Source organism: Sporomusa rhizae (genome assembly GCF_041428845.1).
GTDB lineage: Bacteria > Bacillota > Negativicutes > Sporomusales > Sporomusaceae > Sporomusa > Sporomusa rhizae.
On the sequence record NZ_CP156925.1, the window covers coordinates 407112 to 421432 of the forward strand.

The window sequence follows — 14321 nt, forward strand, 5'->3', positions numbered from 1 at the left end:
GTGAACCAATGGAGTTTTCTGCGCAGATTAAGACGTTCTTACTTATTGCGGCAACAGGTATATTCCTTGGGGTGCTATTTGATACATACCGGGTGCTTAGAAGATGTTTTCGACCATCTAGACTAATCACTTCACTTGCTGATCTGATATATTGCCTTATTGCGTCAGCGATTGCGTTTGCAGCATTGCTTGCGGGTAATTGGGGTGAGCTTAGATTTTATATTTTTATTGCGCTTATTATAGGGCTGGCAGCCTATTATCGTATAGCCAGTAAGCAGGTTATGAAACTGATTATGGCTGTATTAAAGCTGATTGCCAAAGGTTGGCGGATGACGAAATTGGCATTTGTGTTTACTTTAATTAAGCCGACTAAATTTATTGCGCGGACGCTAATCTGGCCGTTTCGGTTTATCGCCAGAAAGTGCGCGGTTTGGTACAAGCGATGGCTGCCCCCACCGCCGCCGCCGGAGGAAACGCGGCCGCCCGAATAATAGTCTAAATTATTTATATATTTTTCCAGTAGCAAAGAGGATTTAACGGTTAAAGGGCGAATACAGTAAACATTAATGCAGTATGGTGATGTTTATGGCGCAAAAACGCAGAAATGTAAAACGATTTAGCTGGTTCCGTCTATGCATTGTAATTATGGTAGGTTATTTTTGCTATGTCTTTATTGTCCAACAAGCCGAGATGTATAAGATTCGCCGCGAAACCGAGGCGGTAAATGCGCGACTTGTTGAGGCTGCCGATGTAAATGATAACCTGAATGCAGAAAAGGAAAAGCTAAGTACGGCTGCTTATATTGAGAAAGTTGCCCGCGAACAGCTAGGCTTGGTAAAGCCGGGAGAAGTCCCATATATTCCTTCACGATAGAGCGCCGTTTCTTGACACATTTTCATTACCAAGAGTATAATATGGATTGCGGGGAAACCCCCGAGAAATGTGGATTTAAAAAAAGTACGAAAGAATTTAAGGAGGAAGTTTGATTAGTATGTCCATTGAAGTTGGCAGTGTTGTAGAAGGAGTTGTGACCGGTATAACTAACTTCGGCGCTTTTGTCGAGTTGCCGGGTGGAAAGGTAGGCTTAATTCACATCTCCGAAGTGGCTGACGTATACGTCCGCGATGTTAAGGATTTTTTGAAGGAACAAGATAAAGTAAAAGTTAAAGTTCTATCTGTAGATGATCGCGGCAAGATTGGCTTATCCATTAAGCAGCTGCAACCACCTGCTCCCAGAAAACAGCATGCCAACGATTTCCGCCGTTCAAATAGAGTAAATAGTTTATCGTTCGAAGATAAATTGAGCAAGTTTTTAAAGGACAGCGACGAGCGTCTAACTGATTTAAAACGTAACACCGAATCCAAACGCGGTGGCAGTGGAGGCCGTGGAGGCGGTGGCGGTGGTGGTGGGGCAGCCCGTCGTGCTGAGTAATTTGGAAGTTTTATTTGTTATTCGACAAATATTGGAATAATATAATGTAAAAAAAAGCGTGTTAACCACCTGGTTCGTAATTACCGGGTGGTTTTTTGCATTTTGGCTTTAGTCTGTGTCGGATTTTTTTTAGAAGCAGGTGACCTAATAAGACAAACATTTTAATGGAAACTTCTGTAAAATTTGAATCACGGTGCAAAACACTTTTTTACAGGGGTGAGGAATCATGCCAAAAGTATCAGTTATTACCCTGCCTGAAGAAATTTTACAGGCACCGCCTGCAAGGCCGCCGGCAGAAAATGCCAGTGCGGACAAACCCGGTTTTCCATGGAAGGAATTTTTTGACTGGGTTCAGGTGGGTAGCAAAGCACTGTTTCATCAGCAAAACTTACTGGTGAATATTCTCGCGCTCCTCATTGGCCGGGTATCGCTCATGGGCGAGATGGCTCCGTTTGGCTTAGCGCTATTTGCTGCTATTGCCAGCCTGGCTAGGGAGAGGGCGGCGGCTGTTGGCGTATGGGCACTGGCTGGCGTAGTTAGTGCAGGTTTTTATCAGGAGGGGATAATTTATCTACTTTCGATGCTTCTATACTGGCGAATGTCGGACAAGTTGTCACGGTATGAGAAGAAAGCGCAGGCTGTGCCGCTGTTTATGTTTGGTTGCGTATTCTTGAGCGGTATGGCGCTTTTGCCTTGGCGGGAGTCAACACTATATGGCATGTTGTTGGTGGGATTTGACGCAACGTTATGTATGGTTTTGGCCTTTATTTTTCAATATGGTGCGCCGCTGTTTGTGGATCATATAAAAAAACAGCAGGCAAACACCGAAAATCTGATTTGTGGCATAATTATGCTGGCCACCGCAGTTGCTGGATTGGGCAGCTTGACGATATATGATTATAGTGTGAGAAATATGGCTGGTCTACTTGTGGTTATGACCTTAGCATATAGCGGTGGCTCCGGGTTAGGGGCGTCTGTAGGGATTATAACCGGACTGGTAATTGGGCTTAACGATGGTGACACCGCTCCCGCGATTGCTATGTATGCCCTAGCAGGCATGTTAGGGGGCTTATTTCGGGGGCTGGGAAAACCGGCGGTACTCTTAGGGTATATTTTAGGTAGTACGATTGCTGTATTGTATTTGGGCCATCCAGGTGAATTACTGTTGACACTGGTGGAAGCTTCCGTGGCCGGAGCGGCATTCATGCTGGTACCTGCCGCGAAGTTGAGTCAGTGGCGAGAAAATTATGTGGATGAGTTAGGTAGTATTGAGGCTGCTCAGCAAACTGTAAATGCTGCAGTGGACAAGCTTAACCAAATGGCTGATGTTTTTAAGGATTTGGCTGGGGCGTTTGATGCAGGCAGTATAAAAGAGAATAATGCATATAAGGAAAAAATAAAGGAAAGTCAACTTGCTCAATTGTTGTCGGCAGTTGGTGAGAGGGTGTGCGGGGCGTGTTCGAGACGGGATGAATGCTGGGATCAGGATTTTTACCAAACCTATCAGTCGATGCTGGAAATGATGGCATTGGCCGAAGCAGGCAACCTTAAGGCGGCAAATGCGCCTGATAATATAAAAGGCTTATGTGTAAGCAAGCAGGCGCTTGTTGATTTAATTAACCAGGTTGCTGACAGCAACCGGACGCATTGGTATTGGCAGAAAAAACTGTCTGAGTGCCGTCAGGTAGCTATTGAACAAATGCAGGCCACCGGCGTAATAATCGGAAATTTGGCTCAGGAACTGACCAAGGGACCCCAGAGTGACCTTGAGGTAGCGGAGATGCTGTCGGAGCGGGCAGCTGTTCTGGGATGTCCGCTGAGTAATGTCAAAGTACTTAGTGAACGGGGCAAAGTTGTTGTCGAGGCACAAAAGGCGGCCTGTGACGGGACACGGGAATGCGTAAATACTATTTTGCCGGCGACAGCTAATCTGTTACAAGAAAAAATGACTTTGCACGCCGATTGCGGCTGCAAAGTGCGGCATAAAAAGTGTAAACTGACTATGGAGCTTTGTGAGCGACTCTTTGTAGAAACAGGTATGGCTGTCAGGGCGAAAGCGGGCGGCGAGGTCGCGGGCGATACCTGTGTAGCTCAACCGGTTACCAAGGGACGGACAGCATTGATTCTTAGTGATGGTATGGGGAGCGGGGAAGCGGCGGCGAACGGAAGCGGACAAGCTGTGAAGTTTTTACAGCGGTTATTGGCTGCCGGCTTTGATAGTAATACTGCCATTAAGACAGTCAATTCCATGCTATTAATAAAAATGCCGGGTGACACCTTTGCCACGGTGGATATGGCGGTAGTCGACACGTTTACCGGCGAAACTGAGTTTTTAAAAGTTGGTTCAGCGCCAAGTTATATCAAACGGGTACGGGAAGTTACGATAATTAATCCGGCGGCACCACCGATGGGAATACTCGAAAATGTCGAGATTGAACCAGTCAAACGGTTACTGGCACCTGGTGATATTGTAGTTATGGTAAGTGACGGGATTGTTGATGCTGCCCGCGGGACGGACAAAGAGAATTGGGTAGCTAATTTCCTGCGGCGAACAGGCAGTGAACGTCCGCAAGACATTGCCGACAGACTCTTGAAACAGGCTATTGAGCTGTCAGGGGGTATTGCTAAAGACGATATGGCGGTGCTGGTATCACGAATAGTCGAGCGTCCGGGGATTGTTCAATAATTAATAAAGTAGTGAGTGGGGGACGGAGCCCGACTCACTACTCTTTTTTATGCCTTCCTGAAATCCGGATAAGGCCAGCAGCGTCTTCGGCTATCGTCAAGGCCGGAGTAAACCGTTTCTTTATGTATAAATCTGGTATATAAAACAATAATAAAGAATAGGTATGCATATTTGTCATGTCCGCCAGAACGCCGGAAGTGTTCTGGTTTATTAACTTTCAAGGAGTCGATGGTATTGCAGGTATACTTAGGAATTGACGTTGGTTCAGTAAGCACCAATATTGCTGTCCTTCAGAGAGATGGCACCGTTGTTGACAGTTTATATATTCGCACACAGGGCAGACCAATAGAAGCCGTGCAGACAGGTTTAAAAGAGATCAAGAAGCGGTTTGGCAATATGACTGTGCTAGGTGTCGGTACTACCGGGAGCGGACGTTATTTGACCGGCAAGGTAGTTGGCGCCGATAGTGTAAAAAACGAGATTACCGCCCATGCCCTCGCCGCTATGCACATCATGCCGGAGGTCAAGACGGTGTTAGAAATTGGTGGGCAGGATTCCAAAATAATTATCATCCGGAGGGGCGTTGTTACTGATTTCGCCATGAATACGGTATGCGCTGCCGGAACGGGTTCTTTTTTGGATCAGCAGGCAGCAAGGTTGAATATTCCCATTGCGCAATTTGGTGAACTTGCTTTAACATCAACTACGCCGGTGCGGATTGCCGGACGGTGTGCCGTGTTTGCCGAATCGGACATGATTCATAAACAGCAGACCGGTCATTCAACAGCCGCTATCTTACATGGCCTCTGTCAGGCTTTGGTGAGAAACTATCTTAATAATGTTGGCAAAGGTAAGTCAGTACTGGAACCGGTAGTATTTCAGGGAGGTGTAGCGGCTAACCAAGGAATGCACCGGGCTTTTGAAGATGCATTAAAGTGTTCTGTATATGTGCCGCCGTATTTTAACGTTATGGGAGCCATTGGGGCTGCGCTGTCTGCCAGAGAGGAAATGGCGGCTAAACGTGTTTCTGACTTTAAGGGATTTGACGCGCTCAACGCTACTTATACAACTCGCAGTTTTGAGTGCAGCGGCTGCGCCAACGTATGTGAAATTATTGAGCTCAGCGCCAACGATAGTCTCCTAGGGCGGTGGGGTGACCGTTGTGGCAAGTGGACACAAAGTCTACCAGCGGTAGGTGAGAAGGCGTGTGAAACGGCATGAGCATCAGGGTAGGATTGCCGCAAGGGCTAATGATTTTTCAGCATGGTAAGGTATTGGAACGTTTTTTTTCTGAACTTGGGGCCGAGGTGGTGTTATCAGGGGAAACGACCCGGCAGACTCTGGATTGTGGCGGTACTTTGGATGAAATGTGTTTGCCTTCCAAAGTATTTTTCGGCCATGTTTGTCAATTGAAGGATAAAGTGGATTATCTGTTTATGCCCAGGCTTGTCAGTGTCTGTCAGGGACAGTATACTTGTCCGAAGATTATGGGTATGCCTGATATTGTTAAAAACAACGCCGGCAAACTACCGCCGATGATTGATATTGATGTGGACATGCGCCGGCAAAGCCGCCAGGTATATCAGGCAATTATTGCGGTTGGCCGGCTATTTGGGAGGAATATGCTTGGCAGCCTATATGCCTGGTACAAGGCGTGCCAGTTGAGTAACAGGCCGCAGCCGCCGGAATGGGTTTATGACGGACGGCCCAGGATTGCTGTAATCGGTCATCCTTATATTATTTACGACCGTCAGGTAAGTCTCGACATTCTGCAAAAACTGGATCAGTTAGGTCTGCAGGTGGTAACTTCGCAGATGGTGCCCCAGGACGAAGTAGACAGAGCCGCGGCAGGTTTCAGCAAAAAAATCTACTGGTCAAGCAGCCATAACGTTTCCGGTGGGGCGATAGCCCTCATGCATGGTAATCGACCCTTAAGCGGTGTTATTTTTGTCACTTGTTTTGCCTGCGGTCCGGATGCTCTTACCGGTGAACTTATTAGTCGACAAGCCCAACGGCTGGATATTCCCTGTATGCAGCTATCTCTCGACGAGCACACAGCAGAAGCCGGTTTAATTACCCGGCTGGAAGCTTTTACTGATATGGTTAAACGGAGGCACAGTATATGATTATCACTTTTCCCCATATGGGGACACTTAGTATTGTTCTTAAGACTTTATTTACCAAACTGGATTGTCAGGTAGTGGCTCCGCCGCCTATAACCAAGTATACGATGGAACTTGGTGCTCAATTATCTCCGGAAACAGTATGCCTGCCGTTTAAAATTACCTTGGGTAATTTTATTGAAGCGTTAGAAGAGGGAGCCGATACAATTATCACTTGCGGCGGTGAGGGTCCCTGTCGGCTAGGTTATTATGCTGCTGTCCAGCAAGCTATACTTGAACAGCTAGGCTATAAATTTACCATGCTTGTTATTGAGCCTAATATTGTAGATATTTACAAACAGTTGAGGTATATTGCTCCCCGTAAAAACTGGATATCTATATATAAAGCTTTTCAGCTGGCAGGAGCAAAGATGAATCTTTTGGATGATATTCTGCGGGAACTTAACCGTATCAGGCCTCATGTGGCTGACGGCAGGAAGGTGGAGCGGATTTGGCTGCAAGCGCTTCAGGCGGTTGATGTCGTGGAAGCTTATTCAACAGTAAAAGAACTTAAACAAAACATATTGAAAACTATCAATGAGCTGCCGTTGGCCGAAGGTCCAACTCCTCTCCGGGTGGCGGTGGTAGGTGAAATTTATGTTATGCAGGAGTCTTTCGTCAATCAAAGTCTAGACCGTCGATTAGGGGAAATGGGTGTTGAAGTTGTCCGGACGATGTGCTTAAGTGACTACGTGCGAGGGCATCTTTTGCGGCGCCGCAATTATATGGAGTTATATCAGCAGCTCAATTCATTGGCCAAGCCATACCTTGGTCACCATGTTGGCGGTCATGGTCTGGAGAGTATTGCCTATACTATTCTAAAAAAGCATCAGGGCTATGATGGTATAATTCAGGTTTATCCGTTTACTTGTATGCCTGAGGTGGTAGCAAAAAATATTTTGCCGAAAGTGAGTATGGATGTTAACATGCCGGTATTAACACTGGCATATGATGAACAGACAGGTGAGGCGGGGATAATTACAAGGCTGGAGGCCTTTGTCGATTTGTTAAAGTACCGTAAAAACAAAGAAAATGTGCCGCCGGTATCCGGTTCGGGAATCAGTTTGTAATATTTGCTGTTTGGCAAAAGGTCTGGCAGGAGCTACTGTTCTCTTTACATTTTGCAGAAAAATTGGCAGAATTACTACATGGCAGGAAAAATTGGGTTTTGGCGCGAATTGACAACTAAAACGGGCTGCAACGGGGGTATATATGCAAATCCTGTTGGAACAAATATTGGACATAACTATTTTAGCCGGTGAAATTATGCTTAAGAATGGTGCCGAAACCAGCCGGGTGGAGGAGACTATGTTTCATGTAGCCCGGGCTTTAGGCGCAGTAAAGACTGAGAGTTTTGTTATTCCTACCGGAGTATTTTTAACTGCTACTGATTATAGTGGGAGAACAAGCACTATTATGCGGCGGGTGCATGACCGGACGATTAACCTTGACCGTATTGCCAAAGTGAATGAATTGTCACGCCGGCTTGCTGATCGGCGCATTGACTACGAAACAGCTTATGCACATTTTGAACGGATAGCCCGCGAACGTACCGGATTTTCGCTTATTCCGTCGATGGCAGCGTCCGGCGTGGTTGGCGGTTCGGCAGCTATCTTGCTTAATGCCGGTATTTATGAAGTTATGGCTGCCTTTGCAACTGCGCTGTTTGTAAGATATCTTGCGCATGTTATTTCCCGTCTGCATGGAGTTAAGTTTACGTTTGAGTTTTTCGGTGGCATGACGGCTGCCTTTGGTGGTATGCTGCTTCGGTATATCTGGCCGGAAATTAGTCCGGAATATGTTATTATTGGCGGTATAATGCCACTGGTTCCGGGAGTAGCAATTACCAACTCCATTCGCGATGTAATCGCCGGGGATTTATTAAGCGGCTTATCGCGCGGTCTTGATGCTGCACTTACTGCTACTGCGGTATCTATGGGTGTTGTAATAATTTTGGCGGTTAGCGCGTAAAGGCGGAATGAATATGCTGGTAATTAAGGTGATAGCCGTATTTGCCATGGGTATGGCTATCGGCGTATTATACCGTATTCCCCGCAGTCTGCTTGTTTATGCCAGCGGCACAGGGGTTGTAGGCTGGCTTGTCATGTATTGTGTGGCGGCAAACGGCGTTAGTACGATTATGGCAAACTTTCTTGGCAGTATGGTTGTTGGGGTGCTTTCCGAACTTTTAGCTAGATTTTTAAAAAAACCGGCGACCATATTTACCATCCCGGGGTTTATACCGTTAGTGCCGGGTAGAGAGGCATACACCACCATGCGCTTTATGGTCGAAGGCCAGTACAATGAGGGTGTGGCTATGGGTATGCTGACGCTTTTAACAGGAGGAGCCATTGCGTTTGGTATTTTTGTAAGTTCAACTTTGTATCGCTTGACACGGGCGCGCAAAGACTATGAAGTAGAGGGCCGAGGCTAGGATATGCTTGACAAGGTAAAAAACTGGGCGAACAATCATAATATTTTTATGGCAGGCAGTCGCATTTTAGCCGCCTGTTCGGGCGGCCCGGACTCCTTGGCGCTAGTGCATCTTTTAAATTCGCTTAAAGAAGAATATTCGTTTGGTTTAGCGGTTGCCCATGTAAATCATCAGTTTAGGCCGGAAGCGGCCGAAGAAGCGGAGTTTGTGGCGGCCTTTTCGGCAAAGCTTGGATTAACTTGTCATGTGACCAGTATTGATGTCCCGGCTTATGCGAAGGCCAACCGGCTGTCGCCGGAAGAGGCTGGCAGGCTGCTTAGATATCAGTATTTGCGCCGCATTGCGGCCGACTGGGGTGGGGCGCGTATTGCTACCGGCCACCATCGTGACGACCAAGTGGAAACCGTACTCATTCATTTCCTTCGAGGAGCCGGCAGTGGCGGGTTACGCGGCATGCGGGCGGTAAACGGCGATATTTTGCGGCCGCTGCTCGCCGTTAGTCGTAAAGAGATTGAGGAGTACTGTATTCTTCACCAGTTACAGCCGTGCCAGGACAGCTCTAATTTTACAACAGACTACCTGCGAAACAGGGTACGGCTTGAACTGCTGCCGGAGCTGGAGAAAAGTTATAATCCGGCGCTGCGCGACGCAATATGGCGATTGGCCGTTCTTGCCGGGGACGAATATGAGTATATTAAGGGACAGGCTGCCAAGCTATGGGGAACAATTGCTAAAGAAGGTAAATCCATAACAATTGACAGCCAAGGGTTAGCCAGACAACATAAAGCGGTGCAGCGTGAAATAATTAGACAGGCAATTGAGAAAAAACGTGGAGCACTGACAGGAATAAGCTTCGAGCATGTGGAAAAATTACTTACTATGGTATTATCGGCAACAGTTGGTTCACTATATCCTCTGCCGGGCGGGCTAGTCGCCCGAAAAACATATACTGGACTTGAATTGGGGGAAAAAACAGAATTTGTTAAGCCGGTTTTCCTTAAGGCCTCGGAGCCGGTAGTGCTTACTATTCCAGGAGCTACCGCTTATGCGGGCCGTCAAATCACGGCTGAGATAGTAACAAAAATGCCGCAAACACGGCAAGTGAATACGGCAATATTTGACCTTGAACAGCTTTCGCTGCCGCTTACCGTAAGAACACGGCTGCCCGGTGACAGGTTCCGGCCGATGGGGCTTAACGGCAGTAAGAAGCTTAAGGAGTTCTTTATTGATAATAAAGTGCCTGAAGCCGAAAGAGATCAGGTATTGCTAATAACCGACAGCCAGGAAATTATTTGGGTAAGTGGTCAACGTCAGAGCCAACATGGACGAATTACCGATAAAAGTAAAAAAATCTTGCAGCTTAGCATTACTAAACGGGAGGAATTTTGAATATGAGTAATAATATGATGGATGACGTGGAGAAGATATTATTTAGTGAGACAGAATTGGCTGCCCGGATTAAGGAACTTGGTCAGACTATTACCGCCGATTATGCAGGCAAGGAAATACTTATGATTGGTATTTTACGCGGCGCGGTAATCTTTATGTCCGATTTGGCTCGGGCGATCGACTTGCCGGTAGCTATTGACTTCATGGCAGTTTCCAGCTATGGTGTTTCTACAACATCCAGCGGTGTTGTCCGGATTTTAAAAGACCTTGACGAAGATGTCGAAAATAAAAATGTTTTGATTGTTGAAGACATTATTGACTCAGGGTTGACCTTAAATTATCTGATGGATAATCTTTGGTCCCGCAAGCCGGCAAGTATTAAAATCTGCACGCTCTTAAACAAGCCGGAGCGGCGCAAAGTGGAGGTGCCTATCGCCTATAACGGTTTTACCATTCCCGACCATTTTGTTGTCGGCTATGGCTTGGATTTTGCTGAAAAGTATCGTAATTTGCCGTTTATTGGGGTACTTAAACCGGAAGCATACCAAGGATAATGCTTTTCCTTAATTGTCAATTCTTACTTAGTATGCTATAATTATGCGATATGAATGGTAACATGCTTCTAACGCCGTTTTTGTGGTCCAGCGAGAGGAGGGCTACTTGTTGAACAAATTTTTCAGGAACGTAAGTTTCTATCTGTTGATTATCATTATAGCCATTTCGATAATCGACTACTATTCGTCACGGACGACGCCTAAGCAAGAAATTAGTTATACGCAATTTTTAAAGCAAGTCGAGGAGCAAAAGGTCGAGCGGGTGACTATTGTCGATAATACCATTCGCGGAAAACTCAAAGACGGGCAAGAATTTGCTACCATTGCTCCGAACGATCCTACACTCATCAACCAGCTTAGAGACAAAGGCGTAGACATTAAGGCTGAACAACCGCCGCAGCCACCTTGGTGGACAACGATTTTCTCATCTATTCTGCCGATGCTGCTGTTAATTGGGGTATGGTTCTTTATCATGCAACAGACGCAGGGTGGCGGCAACCGGGTAATGTCTTTTGGAAAATCACGAGCCAAACTGCATGGTGAGGATAAGACTAAGGTTACCTTTACTGATGTAGCCGGAGCCGATGAAGCTAAGCAGGAGCTAGAAGAAGTTGTTGAATTTTTAAAGCACCCGAAAAAGTTTAACGACTTAGGGGCACGTATACCCAAAGGCGTGCTTTTATTTGGTCCTCCGGGCACAGGTAAAACTTTGCTGGCCAGGGCGGTAGCAGGGGAAGCCGGAGTGCCGTTTTTCAGCATCAGCGGTTCTGACTTCGTAGAGATGTTTGTTGGTGTTGGTGCTTCACGGGTACGTGATTTGTTTGAACAGGCCAAAAAGAATGCTCCCTGCATTGTGTTTATAGACGAGATTGATGCTGTTGGCCGACAGCGGGGTGCAGGTCTTGGCGGCGGCCATGATGAACGTGAGCAAACTTTAAATCAGTTGTTGGTTGAAATGGATGGCTTTGGTGTCAATGAAGGTATTATTATCATTGCCGCTACTAACCGTCCAGATATTCTCGATCCGGCGTTATTGCGTCCAGGTCGTTTTGACCGGCAGATCGTAGTGGATCGTCCTGACGTTAAAGGTCGTCTGGAAATACTCAAAGTACATACTAAAGGAAAACCTGTTGGGCCAGAAGCTGACCTTGATGTACTGGCGCGGCGTACTCCCGGTTTTACCGGCGCTGACCTGAGTAACTTAGTCAATGAAGCCGCTTTGTTAGCCGCTCGCCGTAATAAACGGCGCATTGAGATGCCGGAGCTCGAAGAAGCCGTTGAACGTGTGGTAGCCGGGCCCGAAAGAAAGTCCAGAGTTATCAGCGACAAGGAGAAAAAACTCACGGCATACCACGAAGCCGGTCATGCGCTTATCGGCATGCTGCTTACTCATACTGACCCTGTACACAAAGTATCGATCATTCCCCGCGGGCGGGCTGGCGGTTATACGCTCATGCTGCCTAAGGAGGATCGTTACTACGCTACCAGGACAGAACTCTTAGAGCAGCTTAAAACGCTATTGGGCGGACGCGTTGCTGAAGCCGTTATACTTGGTGAAATCAGCACAGGCGCTCAGAACGATTTGGAACGCGCGACTGAATTGGTACGTAAAATGATTACTGAATACGGTATGAGCGAAGTATTGGGGCCGATTACTTTCGGCCGTCGTCAGGAACAGGTTTTCTTAGGACGTGATATTTCCCGTGACCGCAACTACAGTGAAGAAGTTGCCTACTCGATCGATAAAGAAGTTCGACGCTTAATCGAGGAAGCATATGCTAAAACGGAAGAACTGTTAAGAACCAATGTGGATAAGCTGCATCTTATCGCTAATGCTCTCTTAGAACGCGAAACGCTGGAGGCCGATGAACTGGAGCAGCTATTAAGTCAAGGCAAAATAACTGAAAAAGAACAAAATAGCGATGACAATCCGCCACCAGCCGATGTGCCGCCGGTTAATGCCCAGCCGGGTCCGGACTCTGGTGCTGGCCCCAAGATAGTATATAGTTTTGGGTTGGCTGAATCGCAATATTAATGCGTAACTAAAACGGCAGGTATATTACCTGCCGTCAGGCTGTCGACAAAGTCGGCAGCCTTTTTATATTTGAGAACCTCTTCTAATCCAGTGTGAAATATAGTAAAATAGAGATAATAAGAGATTGGGAGAGATAATCGTGCTTAAGAAGAAAAACAGAGTGATAATCGACCAAGTCGAATTTGTTTGTCTAAGCGAGCTAGTTCCACAAGATCATTTACTGCGCTTAGTTGATGCAAGCATAAAATTCGATTTTATATATGATGAAGTTAAAGATTTATACAGTGATACTACTGGCAGACCCAGTATCGATCCGGTCGTTCTGATAAAATTGCTAGTACTGCAGATTTTGTACGGTATTACATCTATGCGTCAAACAATTAGCGATGCTCAAGTCAATCTTGCTTACCGCTGGTTCTTAGGCTACGGCTTTCAGGAGAAGATACCGCATTTTTCTACCTTCGGGAAGAATTATGAAAGACGGTTTAAAGAAAGTGACCTCTTTGAAAAAATCTTTGAAAGAGTGTTATTTGAGGCCATAGAATGTGGTTTTATCAAAGCAGATGCTGTATTTTTTGATGCTAGTCATGTTAAGGCCAACGCCAATAAAAACAAGTATGTTAAAAAGATGGCCCAGCATCGAGTACATAAATATAAGCGTGAATTGATGATTGAAATTAACGCTGACCGTGAATCACATGGCAAGAAACCTTTTACCGATGACAACGACAATGATTCTGACGGAACAATGATTGAAGAAAAGGAAGTCAAAGAAAGTACAACTGACCCAGAAAGTGGTATGTTCCATAAAGGTGAAAAAGAGCGTTGCTTTGCTTACACCGCCACAGTGGCCTGTGAGCGCAACAATTTTATTCTTGGTGTTAAAACAGCCCCAGGTAATGTTCATGATAGTCAGGTGTTTACCGATGTATTTCAAGATGTCATTGAAAAATTTAATGACATAAAAGCAGTAGTTGCCGATTCTGGTTACAAAACGCCGGGAGTATGTCGTGAAATTATGCAAGCAAATAAAATACCGGTTATGCCCTACAAACGCCCTATGACTAAAGAAGGATACTTTAAGAAATACGAGTATGTTTATGACGAATACTATGACTGCTATATCTGCCCCAATAACCAAGTGCTAAAATATTCCACTACAAATAGAGAAGGCTATCGGGAATACAAAAGCAATCCCAAGATATGTGTCCAATGCTCACTGCGTATGCAATGTACCCAAAGCCAAAACTTTACAAAAGTCGTAAACCGGCATATCTGGGAATCTTGCGTTGAATATGCAGAGGATGTCCGTCATACTCACCAAGGCCAAGACCTATATCGCCGCCGAAGCCAAACCATTGAACGTGTCTTCGCAGATGCGAAAGAAAGACATGGAATGCGCTATACTCGCTATCGTGGCTTGAGGAAAGTACAACACTACCTCACGCTTCTTTTTGCGTGTATGAATTTAAAGAAGTTAGCAATGTGGAAAAAAAAGCGCGGTATGTTACCGCCTTTTTCAAGAACTTTTCCGTCTATGTTATCAAAATTTATGAAACTCGTAACTATTAACAAAATCCCGCTTGTTGGCCTTCCGGCCTGAAGCGGGATTTGTCTACACTCTGACGG

12 protein-coding genes and 1 pseudogene are annotated in these 14321 nt (G+C 46.0%); all 13 read left to right on the forward strand.

What is annotated here, in order from left to right; genetic code table 11:
* Positions 1-8: 8 nt before the first annotated feature.
* Entirely contained in the window at positions 9-491 is a 483-nt protein-coding gene (gene yabQ / locus SRRS_RS01750; protein WP_371365681.1) for a spore cortex biosynthesis protein YabQ, read from the forward strand.
* Between the two features lie 94 nt (positions 492-585).
* Positions 586-873, forward strand: coding sequence for a septum formation initiator family protein (locus SRRS_RS01755; protein WP_371365683.1), 288 nt, complete (start codon positions 586-588; stop codon positions 871-873).
* Positions 874-991: 118 nt separating this feature from the next.
* Positions 992-1432, forward strand: coding sequence for a S1 domain-containing RNA-binding protein (locus SRRS_RS01760; RefSeq protein ID WP_371365685.1), 441 nt, complete (start codon positions 992-994; stop codon positions 1430-1432).
* 226 nt (positions 1433-1658) lie between these two features.
* A complete protein-coding gene (gene spoIIE / locus SRRS_RS01765; protein WP_371365687.1) occupies positions 1659-4118 on the forward strand; it encodes a stage II sporulation protein E in 2460 nt (819 codons plus the stop codon).
* Positions 4119-4352: 234 nt separating this feature from the next.
* Complete coding sequence (locus SRRS_RS01770; protein ID WP_371365689.1) at positions 4353-5339, forward strand: acyl-CoA dehydratase activase; 987 nt, start codon at positions 4353-4355, stop codon at positions 5337-5339.
* The gene (locus tag SRRS_RS01775) at positions 5336-6244 is read left to right on the forward strand and encodes an acyl-CoA dehydratase activase-related protein (protein WP_371365691.1); all 909 of its coding nucleotides are present in this window, start codon (positions 5336-5338) and stop codon (positions 6242-6244) included. Before SRRS_RS01770 ends, SRRS_RS01775 begins: the two co-directional genes overlap by 4 nt.
* Entirely contained in the window at positions 6241-7350 is a 1110-nt protein-coding gene (locus SRRS_RS01780) for an acyl-CoA dehydratase activase-related protein (protein ID WP_371365693.1), read from the forward strand. The genes SRRS_RS01775 and SRRS_RS01780 overlap by 4 nt, the downstream gene beginning before the upstream one ends.
* A 142-nt stretch (positions 7351-7492) precedes the next feature.
* Positions 7493-8251: a threonine/serine exporter family protein gene (locus SRRS_RS01785; protein ID WP_371365695.1), complete on the forward strand. Its 759-nt coding sequence runs from the start codon at positions 7493-7495 to the stop codon at positions 8249-8251.
* A gap of 13 nt (positions 8252-8264) precedes the next feature.
* Entirely contained in the window at positions 8265-8714 is a 450-nt protein-coding gene (locus SRRS_RS01790; RefSeq protein WP_371365697.1) for a threonine/serine exporter family protein, read from the forward strand.
* A gap of 3 nt (positions 8715-8717) precedes the next feature.
* Positions 8718-10103 (forward strand): tRNA lysidine(34) synthetase TilS, encoded by a 1386-nt coding sequence (gene tilS, locus SRRS_RS01795; RefSeq protein ID WP_371365699.1) that lies wholly within the window; start codon positions 8718-8720, stop codon positions 10101-10103.
* 14 nt (positions 10104-10117) lie between these two features.
* The gene (hpt, locus tag SRRS_RS01800; protein WP_371369697.1) at positions 10118-10657 is read left to right on the forward strand and encodes a hypoxanthine phosphoribosyltransferase; all 540 of its coding nucleotides are present in this window, start codon (positions 10118-10120) and stop codon (positions 10655-10657) included.
* Between the two features lie 109 nt (positions 10658-10766).
* Positions 10767-12692, forward strand: coding sequence for an ATP-dependent zinc metalloprotease FtsH (ftsH, locus tag SRRS_RS01805; protein ID WP_371365701.1), 1926 nt, complete (start codon positions 10767-10769; stop codon positions 12690-12692).
* A gap of 139 nt (positions 12693-12831) precedes the next feature.
* Positions 12832-14190, forward strand: a pseudogene (locus tag SRRS_RS01810) (IS1182 family transposase); the annotation flags it as partial.
* Between the last annotated feature and the right edge of the window lie 131 nt (positions 14191-14321).